The organism is Streptomyces sp. JL2001 (assembly GCF_050917515.1).
GTDB lineage: Bacteria > Actinomycetota > Actinomycetes > Streptomycetales > Streptomycetaceae > Streptomyces.
The window spans coordinates 6,239,326-6,263,032 of the sequence record NZ_CP169421.1 but is presented as its reverse complement, the minus strand read 5'-3'; the positions used below and the strand labels follow the sequence as shown (position 1 = coordinate 6,263,032).

Here is a 23,707-nt window from a genome sequence, read left to right as displayed (position 1 = left end):
ACTCTAGCGCGCGGGTGCGGCATCCGTCAGGAGGAGCTTGTCCACAGGGTCTCTCCGCGTGGGGCCGTGGCCAGTAATCTCGCGCCCATGGAGCAGAGGCATCTCGGACGTACCGGCCTGCGCGTTTCCCGGCTCGGGCTCGGCACCCTCACCTGGGGCCGGGACACCGACGAGCACGACGCGGCCGACCAGTTGAAGGCGTTCTGGGACGCCGGCGGCACGCTCGTGGACACCGCGGACGTCTACGGCGGCGGCGAGGCCGAATACCTGCTCGGGCAGCTCATGGAGCGGCTGGTGCCGCGGCGGGACCTGGTCGTGTCGACCAAGGCGGGCAGCGTGCCCGACCCGGACCGGCGCATGGACGGCTCCCGGGGGCATCTGCTGGCCGCACTGGACGCCTCCCTGGCGCGGCTGGGCACCGACCACGTCGACCTGTGGCAGCTGCACGCCTTCGATCCCCACACACCGCTGGAGGAGTCGCTCCAGGCCCTGGACATCGCCGTGAGCAGCGGACGGGCGCGGTACGTGGGGGTGTCGAACTTCTGCGGCTGGCAGCTGGCGAAGGCCGGGACCTGGCAGCTCGGCTCGGCGGCCGGCGCGCGGACCCGCCTCGCGGCGACGCAGATGGAGTACTCGCTGCTGCAGCGGGGCGTCGAGCGCGAGGTGCTGCCGGCCGCGCTCGACCTGGGGATAGGCATGCTGCCGTCCTCTCCCCTCGGCCGCGGGGTGCTGACGGGCAAGTACCGGCACGGCACGCCCTCGGACTCGCGGGGCGGCTCGGAGACGATGGCGCCGTTCGTGGAGCCGTACCTCGACGAGGCGGCGAGCCGGATCGTGGACGCGGTGGCGACGGCGGCGGACGGACTGGCGGTCACACCGCTGCAGGTCGCCCTCGCCTGGGTGCGCGACCGGCCGGGGGTGACCGCGCCGATCGTCGGCGCGCGCAACGCGCAGCAGCTCGCGGCCGCTCTGTCAGTGGAGAGCCTTAGTCTTCCTGACGAGATCTGTCGGGCTCTCGACGACGTGTCGGCGCCCGTGCACCGCTACCCGGACCAGGACTGGAGCACCTTGTGACCGAGCCTTCCCGCGAGACCACTCCCGAGGCCGAGCACGACGAGGCGGTCGTGGGATCGGCCGCGGAGGACTCGGCGCCGGAGAGCGCCGCACCGGCCGCCGACGTTCCCGACGACACGGCGGGGGCGGGGCCGGACGAGGACGGCACGCGGGACGCCGCCCCGGCGGCGGCGGACAGCGACGGCGACGGCGACGGCACGGAGGACGCGGATCCCGACGCGGCGGAACCGGGCGACGCGGCCGGCGGCACCGCGGGCGAGGGCGGCGCGGCGGAGGGTGCCGCGACGTCGCCGGAGGTGTCCGAGGCACAGGCCGAACTGGCCGCGCAGCGCGAGCTGCGGGCCAGGATCGAGCAGCGCAAGGCCGAGAAGGACGGCCCCGTCGACGCCGGTGCCAAGCTCAGCGGCAAGGCGGCCGATCTGCTGGCGGCGGTACGGGCCGTGGAGAGCGGGACCAGGACGGACACCGACCTCTTCGAGACGCCGGCCCCCGCGCCCCGGCGCGCCGCCCCGGAGCCGGCGCCCACGCCCGTCGTACGGCAGGCGGCCGAGGTGCTGTCGGCCGCGCCCGGGACCGTGGCGGCGGTGCGGGAGATCCTCGCCCGCGGCGGGGCTCCCGAGTCGCTGGCGGAGCGGGTCGCGCCGCTGTTGGGCGAGGGCGCCGCCCAGGTGCTGGGCGAGGATCCCTGGCAGCTGCTCTCGGTCCCGGGCGTGCAGCCCGAGCAGGCGGACGGCTTCGCCCGCGCGCTGCTCGGCGACGCGTGCGGACCCGGCGATCCGCGCCGCGGGGCGGCGCTGGTCGGCTGGCTGCTGGAACGGGCCGCGCTCAAGGGGCACACCGCCCTGGAGGCCGGAGACGTGCGGGCGGGGCTGGCCAAGCTGTCGGTGCCGGACCCGGACGAGGCCGTCCGGCAGGCGGTGTCCGAGGCCACGGTGCTCGTCTTCCAGGAGGAGGAGCCGGCCGCGGAAGGGTTCGACGACACCGACGACGCCGACGCCGACGGGGCGGAGCAGGCCGCACCGGCGGCCGAGCCGGCCCCGGAGCTGCCCGTGCTCCTCGGCCTCGACCGGTACGCCCTCGCCGAGGAGAGTCTGGCCGACGGCCTGGCCCGGCTGGTCAAGACGGTGACGCCCGAGGTGTGGGACGGACCCGAGCTGGTCCGGGCGGCCGGGGAGCACGGCCTGGTGCTGCACACCGGTGGTGAGGCGGCCCGCAGCGAGCCGGTCGCGCTCGCCGAGGCCGCGCGCGAGCGGGGTCTGCGCGTCGCGGTCGCGGTCCACAGCGAGAACGGCCGCGTCCGCCTGGACACGCCCGCGACCACCGTCGCCGCCCTGCTGTCGGGGGCGGACGGGCCGGGACGGGACGAGGACGGCGCGCTCGCCCTGGACCTGCTGGTGGTGCTGGACGCGCCGCAGCTCGACGTCGAGAACGCCGCGATGCTGGTCGAATCGCTGCCCGACGGCTGCCGTCTGGTGCTCGGGGGCGACCCCGGCGTGCTGGGTTCGGCTGGCGCGGGCCGGGTCTTCGCCGACCTCCTGGCGGCCCGGGTGTGCCCGCAGATCGCGTCCCGGACGCCCGACCCCGGCCCGCTCGGCGAGCTGGTCTCCGGCATCGGCATCGGCGAGCTGAACCAGGTGGAGGCCCCCGGCAAGGAGGTCGTGATCGTGCCCGTCAGGGACGCCGGCGAGGCCGTCCACCGCACGGTGCAGCTGGTCGCCGACTCCATTCCGCGAGCCCTCGGCGTGCCGGCCGGGCAGACCCGGGTGATCACGGTGGGCCACGGCGGTTCGGCGGGCACCCGGGCGCTCAACACGGCGCTGAAGCAGCGGCTCAACCCCGGCCCCGGCCGTTTCGGCGGCTACGACCCGGGCGACGCGGTGGCCTACGCGCCCGCGCCCGGCCGGACGGTGACCGGGACGGTCGTCTCCGCGGACGCAGAGGGGCTGCACCTGGAGTGCGAGGACGCGAAGGTCGTCGTACCGAAGGAGCGGGTGGAACGGGCGCTGCGGCACGGCTGGGCGCTGACCGCGCACCAGGCGGCCGGGATGCGCTGGCCGGCCGCCGTGGTGGTGCTGCCGGGCGACGCCGCGGGCGGGCTGAGCCGCGCCTGGGTCTACACCGCGTTCGGTCGCGCCGAGCGCCATCTGTCGGTCGTCCACGGCGTGGACCAGGCGCTGCCCCGGGCGGTGGCGGAGGGCGTCACGGCGGACCGTACGACCCGGCTGCGCCCCCTCCTGGAAGCGCTGCTGGCGACACCGGAGGACTGAGGGGGCCGAGGGGCACGAGGAGACGGAGGAGGGCGGGACCGCCGCCAGGCCGCCCCGCCCTCCTCCGTCGTGCTGCCGGCCGCCGTGCGGCCGGCCCGGTCACGGCTCCCGGTCCTCCGGGTCCTCGTCCGACTCGTCGTCGAAGACGGCGCTGACGTCGAACCGGCAGACGATCCGCTCGGGGTCGGCCTGCTCGAAGGGCGCGCCGAGCCACTCCCCCGGCTCGGGCAGCTCGTCGGTGGCCGACACCCAGAGGGTGGAGTCGCCCTCCTCGAGACCGAATTCCTTGTGACGCGAGGCGATTTCGTCCGGTTCGTACTCACCGAACAGCACGCCGAGCGCCGCGTGGGCGCTGGCGCCGACGGTGGCGGGCGCCTCCGAGCCGTCCTCGTTCTCCAGGTCGGCGATGCGCTGCGCCTGGGCGAGCAGCCGCTTCGGCTCCACCACCGCGTAGTCACGGCGGATGAGCACGCTCAGCGCGTGCGGCTCCTCGGGCCCGGCGTACGGCGGCAGGGAGTCGTCGGCGCCGGGGATCTCGAAGGGAGTGACCTCGTCGTACCGGTCGTAGAGCCGCTCGTCGTACGCCTCCGCCGCCGCGGCCAGGGCGTTGAAGGCTTCGTAGACGGCCGGGTCGTCGTCCCCCGTGCGGCGTTCGACCGCCTCGAGGTGACGGTCCAGTGCGGCTTTGACCGCCTCGGCGGCGGCACGTACCTCGGCAGCGGTGGGCTGCGCAGCATCAGACATGGGACAGACGCTATCCGTACGGGGCCGGTGCCCGCACAATAGATGCGATGCCGGAATACGAATTTGTCGACCTGTACGTGCCGCGGGGCGTCTCCCGCAAGGAGGCGACGCGGCTCCTCACCGATCATGCCGAGTACCAGCACTGGGAGTTGGACCGGTTGACCCTGCACCGGGACGGGAGCCGCAGGGTGCGGCTTCGGCGGCGCATCATCCGTCAGGTCCGCGCCACCTGGTGACATGACAAGGGGCCCCGCCGTGCGGGGCCCCTGCGCGTTCCTCGGTCGCCCGCTAGGGGGACAGGCCCTAGGCGGACCGGCGGGCGCGGCGGTAGAGCACGGAGCCGGCGAGCAGCAGGCCCGCGCCGGCCGGGATGGTCATCCCGAGCGGGGCGGCGCCGGTCTGCGCGAGCTCCTCGGCGCCCTGCGGCGGGGTGAGGACGTTCGTACCGGGCGTGTTCGGTCCGGTCGGCGAGCCCGGCTCTCCGGGGTATCCGGGGTTGCCCGGAGTACCGGGGTAACCCGGGGTACCAGGGTTGCCGGGCGTACCGGGGTTGCCCGGGTTTCCAGGATTCCCGGGGTTACCGGGGTTACCGGGGTTGCCGGGATTCCCGGGGTTGCCAGGATTCCCGGGGTTGCCAGGGTTACCGGGGTTGCCAGGGTTACCGGGATTCCCAGGGTTACCAGGGTTACCGGGGTTGCCCGGGTGCCCAGGGTGCCCAGGGTGCGCCGGCTCGATGCCGGTGGCGCAGTCGTTGCCCATCGCCGGGTTGAGACCGCCGATACCCGTGATGCTGTTCCCGCAGAGGTTCACCGGGATGTCGATCGGCACCTGGAGGGAGTTGCCGGACGCGACACCCGGCGAGTGACTCGCGTGCCCCCCGGCCGAGGCGCCGCCGCCGCGCTGGGAGACGTTGGCGCACTTGTTGCCCGCCGCCGGGTTCAGCAACCCGACCACGTTGACCGTGTTCCCGCACACGTTGACCGGCGCGTGCACCGGCACCTGGACGGAGTTGCCGGACGCGACGCCCGGCGAGTTCGTGGCCGTGCCGCCCGCACCCGCGGAGGCTTGGGCGTAACCACCACCGAGGGCGATGACGCCGCCGGCTGCCGCAACGGTGATCAGACCCTTGCGCGTGACCTGTCGCATAGCTTGTTCCCTGCTTCTCGGCTTCTGTCTTCTGCACCGCAGAAGGGGCCTCCGGGCCGTCCGGGCCCGGGGCGGAAATGCCCACCGGCCCCGGAGTGCATGGCACGCACTCCAGGGCCGGCCTGGCTCAGACCCCCAGGGGTCGAGGCACAACGTCAGGCGTTGACGCAGGTGTTGCCGAAGGCGGGGTTCAGCAGCCCGATCACGGAGACCGTGTTGCCGCACACGTTCACCGGGATGTGAACCGGCACCTGGACGACGTTGCCCGAGAGCACGCCGGGGGAACCGATGGCGGCACCCTGGGCACCCGAGTCGGCAACGGCCATGCCCGCACCCGCGAGAACGAGACCGCCCGTGGCAGCCGCAGCAGCGACGACCTTCTTGATCATTATTCCTCCTTGTTGGCAAATGCGATCCCAACCTCGGACCGCATCACCTGTAACGAGGGGGAGATGGGCGGGCTACGAGCCCATGCGTGCATTCACTCTTTCCGGTCACATGCGCACGCGCGGGCGAATAGCCGGAAAGAGTGGGCTCAGGAGGCGTCGATGAACCGGTCGAGCACCCGGACGCCGAAGCGGAGACCGTCGACCGGCACCCGCTCGTCGACACCGTGGAACATCCCGGCGAAGTCCAGCTCCGGCGGCAGCTTCAACGGCGCGAAGCCGAAGCAGCGGATGCCGAGGTCGTCGAAGGACTTGGCGTCGGTGCCGCCGGAGAGCATGTACGGCACGGCCCGGGCGATCGGGTCCTCGGCCCTCAGGGCGAGCTGCATGGCGTCGACGAGGTCGCCGTCGAAGCCGGTCTCCAGGGCCTTGTCCCCGTGCACGTCCTCCCGCTTGACCCGCGGGCCCAGGATCCGGTCGAGGTCGGCGAGGAACTCCTCCTCGTAGCCGGGCAGGAACCGTCCGTCGACGTGGGCGGTGGCCTGGCCGGGGATCACGTTGACCTTGTAGCCGGCGCCGAGCATGGTCGGGGCGGCGGAGTTGCGCAGCGTGGCGCCGATCATCTTGGCGATGCCGCCGAGCTTGGCGAGCGTGGCCTCCATGTCCTCCGGGTCCAGCGGGGTGCCGAGCGCGTCCGAGAGCTCGTCCAGGAAGGACCGGACGGTCTTGGTCATCCGCACCGGCCACTGGTGGCGGCCCAGCCGGCCGACCGCCTCGCACAGCTCGGTGATGGCGTTGTCGTTGTTGGTCATCGAACCGTGGCCGGCGGTGCCCTCGACGGTCAGCCGCATCCAGTGCATGCCCTTCTGGGCCGTCTCGACCAGGTAGAGCCGCAGGTTCTCGTTGACCGTGAAGGAGAAGCCGCCCACCTCGCCGATGGCCTCGGTGACCCCGTCGAAGAGGTCGCGGTGGTGGTCCACGAGGTGCCGGGCGCCGTAGGTGCCGCCCGCCTCCTCGTCCGCGAGGAAGGCGAGGACGATGTCCCGCGGGGGCTTGCGGCCGCTGCGCATCCGGTCGCGCACGACCGCCAGGGTCATCGCGTCCATGTCCTTCATGTCGACGGCGCCCCGGCCCCAGACGCAGCCGTCGGCGACCTCGCCGGAGAAGGGGTGGTGCGTCCAGTCCTCCGCGTTGGCCGGGACGACGTCGGTGTGGCCGTGGATGAGCAGGGCAGGCCGCGAGGGGTCCTCCCCCTCGATGCGGGCGACGGTCGAGGCACGCCCCTTGTGCGATTCGATGATCTTCGGCTCGAGTCCGACCTCCGCGAGCTTCTCGGCGACGTACTCCGCCGCCAGCCGCTCGCCGGGGCCGGAGTGGTCGCCGTAGTTGCTGGTGTCGATGCGGATGAGGTCGCGACAGAGGTCGACGACCTCGTCCTCGCCCGAGACCCTCCGTGCCGCCGTGTTCGACTCGCTCACGCTGCTTCCTCCCACTACGTGCCCCACGTGATTGCCGGTGGTACTCCCCCATCCTCCCGCGCCCGGCCCTCCGGACCCAAGGGCGGCAGCCGGCCGACATGCGGCTGTCACACGAGCCGCGGTTTGGGCCCGGGGCGGCCCGGGAAGGGGGTGGTGATCGACCACCCCGAATGTTTGCTATGGTTTTCCACGTCGGAACGGCCCAGCGGGCCGGGAGGACAGACACCTTGTCCGGGTGGCGGAATGGCAGACGCGCTAGCTTGAGGTGCTAGTGCCCTTTATCGGGCGTGGGGGTTCAAGTCCCCCCTCGGACACCACACGAAGTGCCCGTCGAGATGATCTCGACGGGCACTTCGGCGTTCGGAGCGGCGCGCGCGTTCCGGTGGGCCGGTGGGACCGGTCAGCCGTTCTCGATCGAGGGGCGGGCCGCCGGGATGCGCGGCCGGTACGTGGACGCGGGGCGGCCCGCCCGCTCCAGCAGCCCGGCGAGGGCGGCGCCGAACTCCGGGTCGCCGTCCGCCAGCTCCTGCACGTGGTCCTCGACGGCGCAGCGCCGGTTGGTGTTCTCCGGCTGGTCGCGCAGCCGCAGCAGGGCGCCTTCCGCGACCGGATCGCCCTGGAAGCGCGCGGCGACGGCGTCCCACAGGCCGCCGAGCCGTTCGGTGAGGTCCGGGTCGGGCGGGCCCGCGGCGAGGTGTTCGGCGTAGCGGGCGATGAGCGCGGCGACCGCGCCCGCGGCGAGTGGTTCCATCCGGTACCCCTTTGCGTCAGCGGGAGTGTGCCCTTCCCGTGACGCGCGACGCCTCGTGGGGCGAAGCCGGGCCCGCTCTACGGCGTTCGGTGGAGTGCGTGAGGGCACGGCCGTCGTAGGGCGCGTCGTGCGGGTCGATACCGTGGGGACGGTGAGACGCAGAACGAGGACCCCCGCCGCCCCGCTGCCGCAGCGGGACGGGATCGATCCGGCGCGGGTGCGGCTGCCCGAGGATCCCGAGGGGGCGTGGCCGACGGTCGGGGATCATCTCCGGGCGCGGTTCGGGGGCGCGATCGGGGTCGGGCGGGTCGAGGAGATGCTGCGCGACGGCCGTTTCGTGGGGGTGGACGGGCCGGTCACCGGTGACGAGGTGTACGACGCCGGCCGGTGTCTGTGGTTCCACCGGGACTTCCCCGCGGAGGAGCGGGTGCCCTTCGAGATCGGGGTGGTGCACCGCGACGAGCGGCTCGTGGTCGTCGACAAGCCGCACTTCCTGGCCACGATGCCGCGCGGCCGGCACGTGACCGAGACGGCGCTCGCACGGCTGCGCCGGGATCTGGGTCTGCCGGCGCTCCAGCCGGCGCACCGGCTCGACCGGCTCACGGCGGGGCTGGTGCTCTTCGTCGTGCGCCCGGAGGACCGGGGCGCGTACCAGACGCTGTTCCGGGACCGGCTGGTGGCCAAGGAGTACGAGGCGGTGGCGCCGTACCTGCCGGGGCTCGCGCTGCCGGTGACGGTGCGCAGCCGGATCGTGAAGGAGCGCGGGGTGCTGGCCGCCCGGGAGGAGCCGGGCGAGCCGAACAGCGAGAGCCGGATCGAGCTGGTCGGGCACCGGGGCGGGCTCGCCCGGTACCGGCTGTTGCCGGCCACCGGGCGCACCCATCAGCTGCGGGTGCACATGAACGCCCTGGGGGTGCCGATCCTGCACGATCCGATCTATCCCGTGGTGCACCCGGACGGGCCGGAGGACTACGCGCGGCCGCTGCAACTGCTCGCGCGGACGCTGGAGTTCACCGACCCGTTCACGGGTGTGCCGCGGAGGTTCGAGAGCCGGCTGAGGCTCAGTGGCCTCGGCTGATCCACTCGTCGAGCGCGGGCGCCTCCGCGCCGATGGTGGTCGACTCGCCGTGTCCGGTCCGTACGACCGTCTCCGGCGGGAGGGTGAGCAGCCGGTCGCGGATGGACTCGACGATGGTCGGGAAGTGGGAGAAGGACCGGCCCGTCGCGCCGGGACCGCCCTGGAAGAGGGTGTCTCCGGTGAAGACGGTGCCCAGGTCGGGGGCGTACAGGCAGACCGCGCCGGGGGCGTGGCCGGGGGTGTGCAGGACCTGGAGGTCGGTGCCGGCGATGGTCAGGACCTGACCGTCGGCGAGGTCGCCGTCGGGGCTGTGGTCGGGGTGGGTCTGCTTCCAGAGGGGCTGGTCGTCGGGGTGGAGGAGGATCCGGGCGCCGGTGGCGGCGGCGAGGGCCGGAGCCGCGTCGATGTGGTCGTTGTGCGCGTGGGTGCAGATGATCGCGCGGAGGGTGCGGCCGTCGAGGGCGGCGAGGATCGCGGAGGCGTCGTGGGCGGCGTCGATGACGATCGCCTCGCTGTCGTCGCCGACGATCCAGACGTTGTTGTCGACGTCCCAGGTGCCGCCGTCGAGGGAGAAGGTGCCGGAGGTGACCAGGTGGTCGATGCGGGTGGCCATCAGAGGATCACCACCGAGCGCAGGACGTCGCCCTCGTGCATCCGGGCGAAGGCCTTCTCGACGTCGCCGAGGCCGATGGTCTCGGTGACGAAGGCGCCGAGGTCGATGCGGCCCTGCTGGTGCAGGTCGATGAGCATCGGGAAGTCTCGGGACGGCAGGCAGTCGCCGTACCAGGAGGACTTCAGGGAGCCGCCGCGGCCGAAGACGTCGAGGAGCGGGAGTTCGAGCTTCATCTCGGGGGTGGGGACGCCGACGAGGACGACGGTGCCGGCGAGGTCGCGGGCGTAGAACGCCTGCCGGTAGGTCTCGGGGCGGCCGACGGCCTCGATGACGACGTCGGCGCCGAAGCCTCCGGTCAGCTCGCGGATCGCCTCGACGGCGTCGGTGGAACGGGAGTTGACGGTGTCGGTCGCACCCATCTCCCTCGCCTTCGCCAGCTTGCGGTCGTCGATGTCGACCGCGATGATCCTGGCCGCTCCGGCGAGGCGGGCCCCGACGACCGCCGCGTCGCCGACTCCGCCGCAGCCGATGACGGCGACCGTGTCGCCGCGGCCGACGTCGCCGGTGTTGATCGCCGCGCCGATGCCGGCCATGACGCCGCAGCCGAGCAGGCCGGCGACCTCGGGAGCCACCGCGGGGTCGACCTTGGTGCACTGGCCGGCGGCCACCAGGGTCTTCTCCGCGAAGGCGCCGATGCCGAGGGCCGGGGAGAGTTCCGTGCCGTCGAGCAGGGTCATCCTCTGCTTCGCGTTGTGGGTCGCGAAGCAGTACCAGGGACGGCCGCGCAGACAGGCCCGGCAGGTGCCGCACACGGCACGCCAGTTGAGGACGACGAAGTCACCGGGGGCCACGTCGGTGACGCCGGCGCCGACCGACTCGACGACACCGGCGGCCTCGTGACCGAGGAGGAAGGGGAAGTCGTCGTTGATGCCGCCCTGCTTGTAGTGCAGGTCGGTGTGGCAGACCCCGCACGCCTGGATCTTCACCACGGCCTCACCGGGTCCGGGATCGGGGACGACGATCGTCTCCACCCGTACGGACTCGTTCCTGCCGGGGGCGACGACTCCCTGGACCTGCTGCGCCATCGTGTACTTCCCTTCCTCGGTAAGGCTCTTGGCTACCACTATCCCCTGACGAAGGGCGAGACCCCCGCAGGTCGCGCCTGCGGGGGTCTTCCTCACCCGTGGGGGATGTACGCGGGGAGACGTACCGGGTGGGTGTCAGTCCTCGAGCGTGACCGCGGTGGAGCGGACCCGCTTGCGGACGAGGAACCAGCCACCGACGAGCAGCGCCGCGATGAGCGGCAGGCAGGCGACGGTGGTGCGGCCGATGCCGCCGTCCATCCACATCAGGACGAGGACGGAGGCGAGGAAGCCGAGCGTGACGATCTGGGTGTAGGGGGCCCAGGGCAGGTGGTAGGAGGGGCGGGTGACCCGGCCTTCCCGGGAGCGGCGGTGGAAGAGCAGCGAGCAGACCATGATCATGGCCCAGGTGCCGAGGATGCCGACGGAGGCGAAGTTCAGCACCAGTTCGAAGGCGTCGCCGGGCATCACGAAGTTGAGGACGACGCCGAGGACGCCGAAGCCGGCCGTGAGCAGGATGCCGCCGTAGGGGACGCCGCCCTTGTTCATGACGCCGGTGAACTTCGGCGCGGAGCCGGACAGCGACATGGAGCGCAGGATGCGGCCGGTGGAGTACAGGCCCGAGTTGAGGCTGGAGAGGGCCGCCGTGAGGACGACCAGGTTCATGACGCCGGCGCCGCCGGGGATCCCGAGCTTCTCGAAGACGGTGACGAAGGGGCTCTGGTCGCCGGAGTACGCGGTGTACGGCAGGAGCAGTGCCAGCAGGACGACGGAGCCGACGTAGAACAGGCCCACGCGCCACATGATCGAGTTGATCGCCTTCGGCATGATCTTGTCGGGGTGCTCGGTCTCGCCGGCGGCGACGCCGCAGAGTTCGACGGACGCGTAGGCGAAGACGACGCCCTGGACGAGCAGCAGCATGGGCATCACGCCGCTGGGGAAGATGCCGCCGTTGTCGGTGATGGTGGCGAGGCCCGGCGTGTGGCCGCCGATCTCGTGCTGGGTGACGACGAGGAAGATGCCGATCAGCATGAAGGCGACGAGGGCGCCCACCTTGACGATCGCGAACCAGAACTCCATCTCGCCGAAGTACTTCACCGAGATCAGGTTGGCGGCGAGGACGACGGCGAGGGCCACCAGGGCGAGGATCCACTGCGGGACGTCGCTGAACATCGCCCAGAAGTGGGCGTACGTGGCGGCGGCCGTGATGTCGGCGATGGCGGTGGTCGACCAGTTGAGGAAGTAGAGCCAGCCGGCCGTGTAGGCGCCCTTCTCGCCCATGAACTCACGGGCGTAGGAGACGAAGGCGCCGGAGGAGGGACGGTAGAGGACCAGTTCGCCGAGGGCCCGGACCACGAAGAAGGCGAAGACACCGCAGACCGCGTAGGCGATGAAGAGCGACGGGCCCGCGTTGGCCATGCGGCCGCCGGCGCCGAGGAACAGGCCGGTGCCGATCGCGCCGCCGATGGCGATCATGTTGATGTGGCGGGACTTCAGGTCCTTGCGGTAGCCGGCGTCGCCCGCGTCGACATGGGGGGAGGCGGGAGTCGCGGACGCCGGTGGCGTGGCGGACAGCGTGTCGGCCGCAGGGGACATGCGGTCACTCATGGAGTTGTTCGCCTTCGTGAGGGGGAGGTCTGTGCGGTACCCGGCCACGCGGTGGGGGGTGTCCCCGACGCGGCCAGCGCACATCGTCACGGCTGGGCGGGGTCGTCGGCAGTGGCCAATGTCACTGAACGCCCTTATTTGAGCTACTTCTGAGCTTGCGCAAGGAGGTACGGGCGTTGTGCGCCGGTTTCGCGCCCGGGTGGGGCGTGAGCTGCCGGAACCGCCGGCGCGCCGGACTCCCGGGCGGCGCCGCGCCCGACGGTTGCCGGGTCCGGCCTACGGTGCGAGGACGTCCAGTTCCCGGAGGGCGCCGACGGCGATCTGCCGGGTGAGCTCCTCCGCGCGGACCGCGTCCTTCTCCCGTACCGCCTCGGCGACCTGGACGTGGAGGGTGACGGCCGCCGGGTCGGGGTCCTCGAACATCACCTGGTGGCGGGTGCGGCCGGTGAGGACCTCGGCGACCACGTCGCCGAGCCGGGCGAACATCTCGTTCCCGGAGGCGTTCAGGACGACCCGGTGGAAGGCGACGTCGTGGACGAGGTACGCCTCCAGCTGCCGGCCGCGCGAGGTGGCGACCATGCCGAGGGCCTGCTCGGTCAGTTCGCGGCACTGCTCGGGAGTGGCGTGGAGGGCGGCGAGCCCGGCCGCGACCGGTTCGACCGCCGAGCGCAGGACGGTCAGGGAGCGCAGCTGGCGGGGGCGGTCCGCGCCGGCCAGGCGCCAGCGGATGACCTGCGGGTCGTAGACGTTCCACCGCTCGGTCGGCAGCACGATCACGCCGACCCGGCGCCGGGACTCGACCAGGTGCATCGACTCCAGGACCCGCACCACCTCGCGCACCACGGTGCGCGAGACGTCGAAGCGCTGGGCGAGCTCGTCGCTGCGCAGCACGCTGCCGGGCGGGTACTCCCCCGCGGTGATCGCGAGACCCAGGGCGGCGAGGACGTGCGGATGAAGCCCCTGGGCCGGTGTCGTCATGGGGCTCAGCCTATGCGGGTCCGGAAGCCGGGAACTAAAAGTATGACTTTTATGTCACACGCTCTTGAATACGTCGTACTCAATGGGTTTCATGAGCGCGACGGACATCTGTCGAAGAAGACAGCGAGGCACCCCCATGAGCTCCACTCCCCGGACGACCCCTCAGGTCGTCGTCGTGATGGGCGTCGCCGGCACCGGCAAGACCACCATCGGTCCGCTGGTCGCCGAGGCGCTCGGCATCCCCTATGCCGAGGGCGACGACTTCCACCCGGCGGCGAACGTCGCCAAGATGTCGGCCGGCGTGCCGCTGGACGACACCGACCGCGGCCCCTGGCTGGACGCGATCGGCGCGTGGGCGCACGACCGGGCCGGGCTCGGCGGTGTGGTGAGCAGTTCCGCCTTGAAGCGGATCTACCGGGACCGGCTGCGCGCCGCCGCCCCGGGTGTCGTCTTCCTCCATCTGACCGGCGACCGCGCGCTGATCGAGCGGCGGATGGGGGCCCGCAGGGGCCACTTCATGCCGACCGCCCTGCTCGACTCGCAGTTCGCCACCCTGCAGCCGCTGCAGGAGGACGAGGCCGGTGTCGCCGTCGACGTCTCCGGCTCCCCCGCGGAGATCACCGAACGGGCCGTCGCGGCCCTGCGCCGGCTCGCCGGCTGAGGTCCGTCACCGCTCCCCCGGCCCGGCGGGACGCGCAGCCGCCGTCCCGGTCCCCCGGACCGTCGCACTCCCGTCCCCTTCCTGTCCCCGTTCTCCAGAAGGAACAACCGTGACCAGTCTCAGCGTCGAGGTGCTGGCAGCGGACGCCGTCGAGCCCATCACCTCGGCCGGCAATGCCCAGCTCGGCATCGCCGTGCTCGCGGGCATCGCCGTCATCGTCCTGCTCATCACGAAGTTCAAGCTGCACGCCTTCCTCGCCCTGACCATCGGGTCGCTGGCCCTGGGCGTGTTCGCGGGCGCCCCGCTCGCGGCGACGATCGACTCCTTCACCGCCGGCCTCGGCAAGACCGTCGCGAGCGTGGGCGTGCTGATCGCCCTCGGCGCCATCCTCGGCAAGCTGCTCGCCGACTCCGGCGGCGCGGACCAGATCGTCGACACGATCCTGGCGAAGGCGAGCCGCCGGTCCATGCCGTGGGCGATGGTCCTGATCGCCTCCGTGATCGGTCTGCCGCTCTTCTTCGAGGTCGGCATCGTGCTGCTGATCCCGGTCGTCCTGCTCGTCGCCAAGCGCGGCAACTTCTCGCTCATGCGGATCGGCGTCCCGGCGCTCGCCGGGCTGTCCGTGATGCACGGTCTGATCCCGCCGCACCCCGGTCCGCTGGTCGCCATCGACGCGCTCGGGGCGAACCTCGGCATCACCCTCGCGCTCGGTGTCGTCGTCGCCATCCCGACCGTGATCATCGCCGGTCCCGTCTTCTCCCGGTACGCCGCCCGCTGGGTGGACATCCCGGCTCCCGAGAACATGATCCCCGCCCGGCCCTCGGAGGACCTGGAGAAGCGTCCCGGCTTCGTCGCGACGGTCTCGACCGTGCTGCTGCCGGTCGTCCTGATGCTGGTCAAGGCACTGGTCGACATCGTCGTGGACAACCCGGACAACGGCCTGCAGAAGATCACCGACGTCATAGGCTCGCCGCTGATCGCGCTGCTCACCGCCGTCATCGTGGGTCTGTTCACGCTGGGCCGCGCGGCCGGCTTCAGCAAGCAGCGGCTCTCCACGACCGTCGACAGGTCCCTCGCCCCGATCGCGGGCGTCCTGATGATCGTCGGCGCGGGCGGCGGCTTCAAGCAGACCCTCATCGACGCCGGTGTGGGCCAGATGATCCTGGAGTTCTCCGAGAACTGGTCGATCCCGGCGCTGCTGCTCGCCTGGCTGATCGCGGTGGCGATACGGCTCGCGACCGGTTCGGCCACGGTGGCGACGATCTCGGCCGCCGGTCTGGTGGCCCCGCTCGCCGAGGGCATGGGCTCGAGCGAGACCGCACTGCTCGTCCTCGCGATCGGAGCGGGTTCGCTCTTCTTCAGCCATGTGAACGACGCGGGCTTCTGGCTGGTCAAGGAGTACTTCGGGATGGACGTCGGCCAGACGGTGAAGACCTGGTCGGTGATGGAGACGATCATCTCGGTCTTCGGCATCGTCTTCGTCCTGCTGCTGTCGCTGGTGTTGTGACCCGAACGCCGGCGCGGGCGCGACTGCCCGCACGGTGAACGGGCGGCGAGGGGGCGTCCTGCCGACCGGGCCGGGCCCGGCGAGATCGGCGGGGTTCCCCCTGGGGCCGGACATGGCTGACAGACTGTCGGCCATGACCGGCCCTCACGCGCTCAAGCCCTTCCTGCTCGCCTTCCCCGGCCCGCTGCGCGACCGACTGGTCGCCGCGGTGCTCTCCGGCGAGAAGGTCTCCACGACGGGGCTGCTCGCCGAGTGGACGGTGGAGGACGAGGAACTGCCCGAGGTGGGCGAGCGCTCGGCCCTCGTCGACTCCGACGGCCGCGAGGTCGCGGTCGTGGAGGTGACGGAGGTACGGGTCCTGCCGCTCGGCGAGGTCGACCTGCGGCACGCGGTCGACGAGGGCGAGGGGCACACCTCGGTCGCGGCCTGGCGGGAGGCGCACGAACGCTTCTGGCACTCGGACGAGATGCGGGAGGGCCTGGGCGACCCCGGGTTCACCGTCGACGACGCGACGCTGCTCGTCGCGGAGCGCTTCCGGGTGGTGGAGCGGCTCGTCTGAGTCGCTCCCCCTCCTGTCCGGCACCGACGGTCCCGGGGCGGGACCCCCCCTGGGCGTCTGCCTACCGCACCGCCTCGGCGGCCGCCCGGCCCGCCGCGCGGCCCGAGAAGATGCAGCCGCCGAGGAACGTGCCCTCCAGGGAGCGGTATCCGTGGACGCCGCCTCCGCCGAATCCGGCCGCCTCACCCGCCGCGTACACCCCCGGGAGCGGCTCACCGCTCTCGGTGAGCACCCGCGAGGAGAGGTCCGTCTCCAGACCGCCGAGCGACTTGCGGGTGAGGATGTTCAGCCGTACGGCGATCAGCGGACCCGCCTTGGGGTCCAGGATCCGGTGCGGCGCGGCCGTGCGGATCAGCTTGTCGCCCAGGTACGCGCGGGCGCCCCGGATGGCCGTGACCTGGAGGTCCTTGGTGAAGGGGTTGGCGATCTCGCGGTCCCGTGCGGTGATCTCGCGCCGCAGCTCGGCCTCGTCGATCAGAGGCTCCTCGGTCAGCGCGTTCATCCCCCGGACGAGGGCTCCGAGGTCGCGTTCCACCACGAAGTCCACGCCGTTGTCCATGAAGGCCTTCACCGGGCCGGGCACCTCGGCCCGGGCCCGTCCGATGACGTCGCGGATCGACTTGCCGGTCAGGTCGGGGTTCTGCTCCGAGCCCGAGAGCGCGAACTCCTTGCCGATGATCCGCTGGTCGAGCACGAACCAGGTGTGGTCGTGGCCGGTGCGCATGATGTGTTCGAGCGTGCCGAGGGTGTCGAAGCCGGGGAAGAGCGGCACGGGCAGACGCCGGCCTCGGGCGTCGAGCCAGAGTGAGGAGGGGCCGGGCAGGATGCGGATGCCGTGCCGGGCCCAGATCGGGTTCCAGTTCTCGATGCCCTCGGTGTAGTGCCACATCCGGTCGCGGTTGATGTGGTGCGCGCCGGCGTCCTCCGCGATCCCCAGCATCAGTCCGTCGACGTGGGCGGGCACACCGGAGAGCAGTTTCGCCGGCGGCGTGCCGAGCCGCTCGGGCCACTGCTTGCGCACCAGGTCGTGGTTGCCGCCGATGCCGCCCGAGGTGACGATCACGGCCTGGGCGCGGTAGGCGAACGAGCCGGTGACCTCGCGGCTGCTCGCGGTGCCCCGCTCGGCGTCCGACGGCTCCAGGATCTCGCCGCTGACGGTGTCCACGGCCCCGGCGGTCCGGCCGAGGCCGGTGACCCGGTGCCGGAAGCGGAGCTGGACGCGGCCGGCGGCGACGCCCTCGCGGACCCGGCGTTCGAAGGGGGCGACGAGGCCCGGTCCGGTCCCCCAGGTGATGTGGAAGCGGGGCACCGAGTTGCCGTGCCCGTTCGCGTCGTACCCGCCGCGCTCGGCCCAGCCGACCACCGGGAAGAAGCGCACGCCGCGGCTGTGGAGCCAGCTGCGCTTCTCGCCCGCCGCGAAGTCGACGTACGCCTCCGCCCACTTGCGCGGCCAGTGGTCCTCGGCGCGGTCGAAGCCGGCCGATCCGTGCCAGTCCTGGAGGGCCAGCTCGGGGCTGTCCTTGATCCGCATCCGGCGTTGCTCGGGCGAGTCGACGAGGAAGAGGCCGCCGAAGGACCAGTGCGCCTGGCCGCCGAGCGACTGCTCGGGTTCCTGGTCGAGCAGGATCACGCTCCGTCCTGCGTCGACCAGCTCGGCGGTGGCGACGAGCCCGGCGAGCCCGGCTCCGATGACGATCACATCAGCGTCGTACGACATGGACCGAATCTTGGATACACGAATGTATCCAGTCAACCGTCCGGGGCTCTCCCGTTTCCTAATGTCCAGCATTAATATGAGGGTATGGCCAGGACATCGGGACCGGAGACCAGGGAGAAGCTGATCCGCGCCGCGGAGGAGGTCTTCTCCGCCCAGGGAGTCGACGGCGCCCAGCTGCGCGACATCGTCGCCCGGGCCGGACAGGGCAATCCCTCCGCGGTGCAGTACCACTTCGGCTCGCGGGGCGGGCTCCTCGACGCGGTGATGGCGGGCCGCCGGCTGCGCACGGAGCAGGTGCTCGCGCCCCTGCTCGCGGCGGCCCCCGACGAGCCGGGCGCCCTGATCACGGCACTGGTCACCGCCGAGGCGAGCGAGCTGCGCACCGACCGCGGCCGGCGCTGCCTGCGGATCTCCGCGCAGCTCAGCCACGAGAGCGGGGTGCGCAGCCGGACCCCCCACCCCGCGCTCGCCGGCACCGCCTACTGGCGCCTGATCGAACGCGTGGAGGGCTGCCTGGCCGCACTGCCCGAGCCCGTGCGCCTGGAGCGCCTGGACCTGGCGCTCACCGTCGTCGGCGCGGCGATGGCCGACCGCGCCCGGCAGTACCTCGACGGTTCCGAACCCCTCACCGGCGAGGCCCTGTTCCTGGCCGACCTCGCCGGGACCACCACGGCGCTCCTCTCCGCCGCACCGCCCCCGAGCGGCCCCGACCCCCGATCCACGTCCTGAAGGGACCTCCATGAACGAGCTCACGGGCAGGACCGACCGTCCCGATCACCGGCGGCGCCCGCGGCCTGCTTGGATGGCCGCATGAGCGCCACTGACGAGATCGTCGACATCGTCGACGAGGACGACCGGGTCATCGGGCAGGCCCCGCGTGGGGAGGCGTACGCGCGGGGTCTGATCCACCGCTGCGCGTTCATCCTGGTCCGCGACGCCGAGGACCGGATCTTCGTGCACCGCCGCACGCCGACGAAGCTCGTCTACCCGTCCCTGTACGACATGTTCGTCGGCGGTGTCGTCGGCGCCGGCGAGTCCTACGACGAGGCGGCGCTGCGCGAGGCGGAGGAGGAACTCGGCGTGTCCGGGCTCCCGCGCCCCGAGCCGCTGTTCCGTTTCCTGTACGACTCCGAGGGCGTCGCCGGGAAGTGGTGGTCGGCCGTGTACCAGGTGCGGTGCACGCTGCCGGTGCGTCCGCAGATCGAGGAGGTCGCCTGGCACGCCTTCCTGCCGGAGGAGGAACTGACGCGCAGGCTGGGCGACCGGGAGTGGGTTCCGGACGGCAGGGCGGCGTACGAGCGGCTGCTCGCGTACCGGGCGACCGGCGGACCGGGCCTATAAGGTGCCCGCGTGAGCGACTTCGTACAGAGCCTGCGGCTGTGGTTCGCCCCGCAGCGGATCAGCGAGGAGGGCGAGACCCCGGACTACCGGTTCTCCCTCGCCAACGAACGCACCTTCCTCGCCTGGATCCGGACGGCTCTCGCGCTCGTCGGCGGCGGCTTCGCGGTCGACCAGTTCCTCCCGGACCTGCGCTGGGGAGTGCGGGTCGGGCTGGCGCTGGCGCTGCTCGCGGCGGGCGTGCTGTGCGCCCTGCGGGCGGTGAACCACTGGGTGCGCTGCGAGCGCGCCATGCGCCGCGGCGAGGACCTTCCGGTGTCGCGCTTCCCGACCCTGCTGAGCCTGGCGGTGGCCGTGGTGGCGCTGGCCATGGTGGTGGTCGTCCTCTTCGGCTGGGCCGGTCGGTGACCGGGGGCCGCGACCCCGGACTGCAGCCCGAGCGAACCCGGCTGGCCTGGCGGCGCACGACGCTGACCTGCACGATCGTGGCGGTACTGGCGGCGAAGGCGGCGATCCACGACGAGATCACCGCCGCCGGGCTGGCCGGCGCGGCGGGGGTGGCGCTGGTCTGGGTGGCCTTCCTGGCGGTCGCCCACCGGCGGATCCAGCACCTGGACGCCCCCGCGCCGCGGGCGCTCTCGCACCGGGGGGCGCTGCTCGCGACGACGTGCACGGCCGCGCTCGCGGTGTTCGCCGTGGCGGTGGTGCTGTAGGGGGTGCCGTGTCGATCGTTCACACCCGGGAGCCCGGCGAGATCGGCAAGACGCCCGCTCCCTGGAACTCAGTCCGGCCAGGCGACCGTGACGACGACCTTGCCGTTCAGGCCGCCCTCCATGTTGGCGCGCTGGGCGTCGGCCGCCTCCTCCAGCGGGAAGCTGCGGGCCACCCGGACCGTCAGGACGCCGTCGTCGACGAGCACGGCGAGGGCGGCGAGGTCCTCGGGATCGGGGCGGACCCAGAAGTACCGGCCGCCGAGGGCGAGCACCTCGCCGTCGGCGATCGAGACGAGGCGGCCCTCCGGCGCGAGGACGTCCGGGGTCAGCTTGAGGAAGGGACCCCCGATGGTGTCCAGCGCGGCGTCCACGCCGTCCGGGGCGAGGGCGCGGATCTGCTCGGTGAAGGTCCGCTCGTCGTACAGCACCGGTTCGGCGCCCAGCTCACGGACGCGGTCCTGGCCCGCCTCGCGCGCCGCGCCGAGGACGCGGCAGCCGAGGTGCCGGGCGATCTGGACGGCCATGGAGCCGACCCCGCCGGCCGCCGCGTGCACCAGGACGGTCTCGCCCGAGCGCACCGCCAGGGCGTGGTGGAGCGACTGGTAGGCGGTGAGTCCGACGAGCGGGAGCGCGGCCGCCTCCTCGAAGCCGACGGTGCGCGGCTTGCGGGCGAGGGTGCGGACGGGGGCGGCGACGTACTCGGCGAAGGTGCCGCGCGCGAGGAAGTCCTCCCGGACGTAGCCCATGACCTCGTCGCCCACGGCGAACTCGGTGACGGAGACGCCGGGCTGGACGACGACGCCGGAGACGTCCCAGCCGGGGACGACGGGGAAGACCGCGTCCATCATGCCGTCGAGGTACCCGGCCTGGGCCTTCCAGTCGACCGGGTTGACGGCGGCGGCGCGTACCTTGACCAGCACCGCGTCCGGTCCGACCTTCGGGTCGGGCCGCTCGCCGTACTCCAGCACCTCGGGTCCGCCGTACCGGCTGTAGCTGATCGCCTTCATACCCCGAACGATCGACGCGGCCCCTGCCTCCCGCAAGCCGGGGTCGCCCGGCCGGGGGCGGCGGCCGGGCGGCGCGATCGGCCGGCTCGGTGCGCGGATGCCGAGGGGGACACCACGCCACCCCCGAGCCGAAAAGCGGACTGAACCGGCATAACGGACTAGCCTGGAGCGGTCACCCACCCCCTCATCACCGAGGCGACACCATGACCGCTCCCCATCCCGAGCACCCCACGCACGAGCACGCCCACGGGCCGGCCTGCGGGCACCCGGCCATCGACCACGAGGGCCACGTCGACTACGCCCACGACGGACACCTGCACCGCGAGCACGCCGGACACTGGGACGAGTGCGAGCGGGAGGGGCACCTGGCGCACGACGGGCACGCGCACGAGCACGGGCCCGGATGCGGGCACCCGGCGGTGACCCACGGCGACCACCAGGACTACGTCCACGACGGGCACCGGCACGCGGCCCACGACGGGCACTGGGACGACCACTGACACCGTCCGCACTCCCGCGGCCGAGCTTCCCCCCGGACGGATCCGACTGGCAGGCTGCTCCTGTCGTCCGACCACGCGTCAGTTTCCTTCCGGGGGGATCCCCTTGCCTGCCACCGATCCGTACGTCGTCACGCTCGCCCCGTCCGTGCACGCCTTCGTCCAGCCCGACGGCGGCTGGTGCCTGAACAACGCCGGGTTCCTCGGCAGCGGCGGGGAGACGCTGCTCGTGGACACGGCGGCCACGGAGCGACGAGCCCGGCTGCTGCGCGAGGCGGTGCTCGCCGAGGGCCTGCCGCTGCCGCGGACCGTCGTCTCCACCCACCACCACGGTGACCACACCTACGGCAACGGGGTGTTCCTGCCCGAGGCCCGGATCGTGGCCCACGAGAACTGCCGGGCCGAACAGCTGGCCGCCGGCCGCCAGCTGCACCTGCTGTGGCCGCAGACGGACTTCGGGCACATCGAGGTGGCGCCGCCCTCCCTCACGTACAGCGAGCGGCTGACGCTGCACGTGGGCGAGACGGAGGTACGGGTGCTGCACCCGGGGCCCGCCCACACCACGGGCGACTCGATCGTGCACCTTCCCGGGCACGGCGTCGTCTTCACCGGGGACCTGGTCTTCCACGGCGGGACGCCGTTCCTGCCGATGGGTTCGCTCGCCGGATCGCTGCGCGCCCTGGACCTGCTCCGCTCGCTGGACGCCCCGACGGTCGTGCCGGGCCACGGCAGGGTCACCGACCCGTCGGCGTACGACGCCACGGAGCGTTATCTGCGCTGGGTCGCCGAGCTGGCCGCCGAGGGTCGCGCCAAGGGGGCCACGCCGCTGGAGACGGCCCGGCAGGCGGATCTCGGGGAGTTCGCGGCGTGGCGGGAGAGCGAGCGCCTGGTGGCGAACCTGCACCGGGCGTACGCGGAACTGGACGGCCTGCCGGAAGGCTCCCCGCTGGACCCGGCGGCGGTCTTCGGCGACATGGCGGCGATGAACGGGGGCGTGCCGGTGGCCTGCCACGCCTGACGGCCGGCCGTGCGGCGGGCGGACGCCGGAGAGCCGCCGCCCGCCCGCCGCACGGCCCGCGCCGCTACCAGCGCGGGGTCGCGGGCGCCCGCCAGTCCGGGTCGAGACGCCGCATCGCCGCCGCGTCGTCGCGGTCGCGCATCGTGCCGTCGTCCGCCACCCAGCGGCGGTGCAGGTCGGCCAGCCGGTCGCGGTCGAGCTCGATCCCGAGGCCGGGCGCGTCGGAGACGGCGAGGCGGCCGTCCCGGAAGTCGGGCCGGGTGGTGACGACGTCCTCCGTCTGCCAGGGGTAGTGGGTGTCGCACGCGTGGTCGAGCAGCGGCAGGGTGGCGGCGACATGGGTCATGGCGGCGAGGCTGATGCCGAGATGGGTGTTGGAGTGCATGGAGAGCCCGACGCCGTAGGTGCGGCAGAGCGCGGCGAGTTCGCGGGTGCGGTGCAGGCCGCCCCAGTAGTGGTGGTCGCAGAGGACGATCCGCACGGCGTCGCGGGCGAAGGCCTCCGGCACCTCCTCGAAGGTGGTGACGCACATGTTGGTCGCGAGCGGCACGTCCGTGCGGGCCGCGACCTCGGCCATGGCGGCCGTGCCGGTGGCCGGGTCCTCCAGGTACTCCAGGACGTCCGCGAGCTCCCGGGCCACGGCCAGCGACGTCTCGACCGACCAGGCGCCGTTGGGGTCGAGCCGGAGCGGGCGGCCGGGGAACGCCTCGGCCAGGGCGCGGATCGCGGCGATCTCCTGCTCGGGCGGGAAGACCCCGCCCTTGAGCTTGAAGGAGCGGAAGCCGTACTCCCGGTCGAAGCGGCGCGCCTGCCCGACGATGCCGGCTGGGTCGAGCGCGGGGCCCCACGCGTCCTGGCCGGCGTGCTTGTAGAAGAGGTAGGCGCTGTACTCGACGCTGTCGCGCACCCTGCCGCCGAGCAGGGCGTGGACGGGAAGGCCGCGCGCCTTGCCGAGGGCGTCCAGGCAGGCGACCTCGAAGGCGGACACGACGGACAGGCGGAGCTTGTCGGCGGTCTGCACCCCGCGCAGGCCGCCCGCGTCCACCCGCCCGTCGACGGCACGTGAATCGCCGCACACCTCGGCCGCCAACCTGAACAGGCCGTTCACATCCGTGATCGATCGCCCCGGCAGCGCCTCGGCGAGGGGCCGCGCGAGCTCCCGGTACCTCCCGTCGCCGTACGTCTCCCCGACTCCGCTCACTCCCCCGCGCGTCACGACCTCGACCACCAGGCGCGGCGTGTACGGCTGATGGACACCCTGAGTGTTGAGCAGGGGCGGGTCGGAGATGAGGATCGGGGTCAGCCGGACCTCGTCGACGATCAGATCAGAACTCGCAGGATTCATATGTGAACTCTATTCATGGATCAGATTCGCGACCAGGGTGCCGGACAGGCTTTCCCGGTGTCACGCCCGGACGGACCCTGGACGACATACCGACTGGTCGGTCATCATGAACGCCGACCCGCCGGCCGCGCCCGGCCCGC

At 72.7% G+C, this 23,707-nt stretch carries 25 protein-coding genes and 1 tRNA gene; 14 read left to right on the top strand and 12 right to left on the bottom strand.

The annotated features are described in order from the left end of the window. The first annotated feature begins 87 nt into the window (after window positions 1-87). Both ACE1OA_RS27945 and ACE1OA_RS27940 read left to right on the top strand, forming a co-directional pair. Window positions 88-1,074, top strand: coding sequence for an aldo/keto reductase (locus ACE1OA_RS27945; RefSeq protein WP_356601047.1), 987 nt, complete (start codon window positions 88-90; stop codon window positions 1,072-1,074). Then, window positions 1,071-3,341 (top strand): helix-hairpin-helix domain-containing protein, encoded by a 2,271-nt coding sequence (locus ACE1OA_RS27940; protein ID WP_432753558.1) that lies wholly within the window; start codon window positions 1,071-1,073, stop codon window positions 3,339-3,341. Before ACE1OA_RS27945 ends, ACE1OA_RS27940 begins: the two co-directional genes overlap by 4 nt. Window positions 3,342-3,440: 99 nt before the next feature. Here ACE1OA_RS27940 and ACE1OA_RS27935 read toward each other — a convergent pair whose 3' ends face one another. After that, window positions 3,441-4,085 carry a hypothetical protein gene (locus ACE1OA_RS27935; RefSeq protein WP_356601049.1) on the bottom strand — a complete coding sequence of 215 codons (645 nt, stop codon included), beginning with the start codon at window positions 4,083-4,085 and terminating at the stop codon, window positions 3,441-3,443. A 47-nt stretch (window positions 4,086-4,132) separates the two neighbouring features. Here ACE1OA_RS27935 and ACE1OA_RS27930 point away from each other — a divergent pair, with 47 nt between their 5' ends. Then, the gene (locus ACE1OA_RS27930; RefSeq protein ID WP_147977249.1) at window positions 4,133-4,321 is read left to right on the top strand and encodes a DUF5703 family protein; all 189 of its coding nucleotides are present in this window, start codon (window positions 4,133-4,135) and stop codon (window positions 4,319-4,321) included. A gap of 67 nt (window positions 4,322-4,388) precedes the next feature. Here ACE1OA_RS27930 and ACE1OA_RS27925 read toward each other — a convergent pair whose 3' ends face one another. The 3 genes from ACE1OA_RS27925 to ACE1OA_RS27915 form a co-directional block, all read right to left on the bottom strand. After that, window positions 4,389-5,231 (bottom strand): chaplin, encoded by an 843-nt coding sequence (locus ACE1OA_RS27925; protein ID WP_432753557.1) that lies wholly within the window; start codon window positions 5,229-5,231, stop codon window positions 4,389-4,391. 155 nt (window positions 5,232-5,386) lie between these two features. After that, entirely contained in the window at window positions 5,387-5,620 is a 234-nt protein-coding gene (chpH, locus tag ACE1OA_RS27920) for a chaplin ChpH (protein ID WP_147977251.1), read from the bottom strand. 146 nt (window positions 5,621-5,766) lie between these two features. Then, window positions 5,767-7,095, bottom strand: a complete 1,329-nt coding sequence (locus ACE1OA_RS27915; protein WP_356778675.1) for a M20/M25/M40 family metallo-hydrolase — start codon at window positions 7,093-7,095, stop codon at window positions 5,767-5,769. Between the two features lie 229 nt (window positions 7,096-7,324). On the opposite strand from ACE1OA_RS27915, the gene ACE1OA_RS27910 reads away from it, so the two are divergent. Further along, window positions 7,325-7,412, top strand: a tRNA-Leu gene (locus ACE1OA_RS27910). An 83-nt stretch (window positions 7,413-7,495) separates the two neighbouring features. Here ACE1OA_RS27910 and ACE1OA_RS27905 read toward each other — a convergent pair. Then, a complete protein-coding gene (locus ACE1OA_RS27905; RefSeq protein WP_432753556.1) occupies window positions 7,496-7,846 on the bottom strand; it encodes a hypothetical protein in 351 nt (116 codons plus the stop codon). 151 nt (window positions 7,847-7,997) lie between these two features. Here ACE1OA_RS27905 and ACE1OA_RS27900 point away from each other — a divergent pair, with 151 nt between their 5' ends. Next, complete coding sequence (locus tag ACE1OA_RS27900; RefSeq protein WP_432753555.1) at window positions 7,998-8,924, top strand: RluA family pseudouridine synthase; 927 nt, start codon at window positions 7,998-8,000, stop codon at window positions 8,922-8,924. On the opposite strand, the gene ACE1OA_RS27895 is transcribed toward ACE1OA_RS27900, so the two are convergent. From ACE1OA_RS27895 to ACE1OA_RS27880, 4 genes are all read right to left on the bottom strand, one after another. Next, complete coding sequence (locus tag ACE1OA_RS27895) at window positions 8,908-9,537, bottom strand: MBL fold metallo-hydrolase (RefSeq protein WP_356601054.1); 630 nt, start codon at window positions 9,535-9,537, stop codon at window positions 8,908-8,910. The two genes, ACE1OA_RS27900 and ACE1OA_RS27895, sit on opposite strands and share 17 nt — an antisense overlap. Continuing rightward, window positions 9,537-10,622, bottom strand: coding sequence for an S-(hydroxymethyl)mycothiol dehydrogenase (locus ACE1OA_RS27890; RefSeq protein ID WP_384869683.1), 1,086 nt, complete (start codon window positions 10,620-10,622; stop codon window positions 9,537-9,539). Before ACE1OA_RS27890 ends, ACE1OA_RS27895 begins: the two co-directional genes overlap by 1 nt. Before the next feature lie 135 nt (window positions 10,623-10,757). Then, window positions 10,758-12,227: an amino acid permease gene (locus ACE1OA_RS27885; RefSeq protein ID WP_432753554.1), complete on the bottom strand. Its 1,470-nt coding sequence runs from the start codon at window positions 12,225-12,227 to the stop codon at window positions 10,758-10,760. A 276-nt stretch (window positions 12,228-12,503) separates the two neighbouring features. After that, entirely contained in the window at window positions 12,504-13,205 is a 702-nt protein-coding gene (locus ACE1OA_RS27880; protein ID WP_356601057.1) for a FadR/GntR family transcriptional regulator, read from the bottom strand. A gap of 136 nt (window positions 13,206-13,341) precedes the next feature. Here ACE1OA_RS27880 and ACE1OA_RS27875 point away from each other — a divergent pair, with 136 nt between their 5' ends. The 3 genes from ACE1OA_RS27875 (at window position 13,342) to ACE1OA_RS27865 (ending at window position 15,932) form a co-directional block, all read left to right on the top strand. Next, entirely contained in the window at window positions 13,342-13,866 is a 525-nt protein-coding gene (locus tag ACE1OA_RS27875; RefSeq protein WP_356601058.1) for a gluconokinase, read from the top strand. A gap of 109 nt (window positions 13,867-13,975) precedes the next feature. Continuing rightward, window positions 13,976-15,373, top strand: a complete 1,398-nt coding sequence (locus tag ACE1OA_RS27870) for a GntP family permease (RefSeq protein WP_432753553.1) — start codon at window positions 13,976-13,978, stop codon at window positions 15,371-15,373. Window positions 15,374-15,506: 133 nt separating this feature from the next. After that, window positions 15,507-15,932 carry an ASCH domain-containing protein gene (locus tag ACE1OA_RS27865; RefSeq protein WP_356778702.1) on the top strand — a complete coding sequence of 142 codons (426 nt, stop codon included), beginning with the start codon at window positions 15,507-15,509 and terminating at the stop codon, window positions 15,930-15,932. 61 nt (window positions 15,933-15,993) lie between these two features. Here ACE1OA_RS27865 and ACE1OA_RS27860 read toward each other — a convergent pair whose 3' ends face one another. Continuing rightward, a complete protein-coding gene (locus tag ACE1OA_RS27860) occupies window positions 15,994-17,649 on the bottom strand; it encodes an FAD-binding dehydrogenase (protein WP_361315285.1) in 1,656 nt (551 codons plus the stop codon). Between the two features lie 84 nt (window positions 17,650-17,733). On the opposite strand from ACE1OA_RS27860, the gene ACE1OA_RS27855 reads away from it, so the two are divergent. From ACE1OA_RS27855 to ACE1OA_RS27840, 4 genes are all read left to right on the top strand, one after another. Further along, a complete protein-coding gene (locus tag ACE1OA_RS27855; RefSeq protein ID WP_356601062.1) occupies window positions 17,734-18,378 on the top strand; it encodes a TetR/AcrR family transcriptional regulator in 645 nt (214 codons plus the stop codon). An 81-nt stretch (window positions 18,379-18,459) separates the two neighbouring features. Continuing rightward, window positions 18,460-18,990: an NUDIX hydrolase gene (locus ACE1OA_RS27850; protein WP_356778705.1), complete on the top strand. Its 531-nt coding sequence runs from the start codon at window positions 18,460-18,462 to the stop codon at window positions 18,988-18,990. 9 nt (window positions 18,991-18,999) lie between these two features. Then, window positions 19,000-19,395, top strand: coding sequence for a YidH family protein (locus tag ACE1OA_RS27845; protein ID WP_147977266.1), 396 nt, complete (start codon window positions 19,000-19,002; stop codon window positions 19,393-19,395). Then, complete coding sequence (locus tag ACE1OA_RS27840; RefSeq protein ID WP_356601064.1) at window positions 19,392-19,700, top strand: DUF202 domain-containing protein; 309 nt, start codon at window positions 19,392-19,394, stop codon at window positions 19,698-19,700. Before ACE1OA_RS27845 ends, ACE1OA_RS27840 begins: the two co-directional genes overlap by 4 nt. A 68-nt stretch (window positions 19,701-19,768) precedes the next feature. Here ACE1OA_RS27840 and ACE1OA_RS27835 read toward each other — a convergent pair whose 3' ends face one another. Further along, the gene (locus ACE1OA_RS27835; protein WP_384869690.1) at window positions 19,769-20,707 is read right to left on the bottom strand and encodes an NADP-dependent oxidoreductase; all 939 of its coding nucleotides are present in this window, start codon (window positions 20,705-20,707) and stop codon (window positions 19,769-19,771) included. Window positions 20,708-20,910: 203 nt separating this feature from the next. Between ACE1OA_RS27835 and ACE1OA_RS27830 the strand changes: the two genes are divergently transcribed. Both ACE1OA_RS27830 and ACE1OA_RS27825 read left to right on the top strand, forming a co-directional pair. After that, window positions 20,911-21,207 (top strand): hypothetical protein, encoded by a 297-nt coding sequence (locus ACE1OA_RS27830; RefSeq protein ID WP_384869692.1) that lies wholly within the window; start codon window positions 20,911-20,913, stop codon window positions 21,205-21,207. Between the two features lie 103 nt (window positions 21,208-21,310). Continuing rightward, the gene (locus ACE1OA_RS27825) at window positions 21,311-22,222 is read left to right on the top strand and encodes an MBL fold metallo-hydrolase (RefSeq protein ID WP_432753552.1); all 912 of its coding nucleotides are present in this window, start codon (window positions 21,311-21,313) and stop codon (window positions 22,220-22,222) included. Between the two features lie 64 nt (window positions 22,223-22,286). Here the strand turns inward: ACE1OA_RS27825 and ACE1OA_RS27820 are convergent, their stop codons facing one another. After that, window positions 22,287-23,567 (bottom strand): glucarate dehydratase family protein, encoded by a 1,281-nt coding sequence (locus ACE1OA_RS27820; protein ID WP_432753551.1) that lies wholly within the window; start codon window positions 23,565-23,567, stop codon window positions 22,287-22,289. Window positions 23,568-23,707 lie beyond the last annotated feature (140 nt).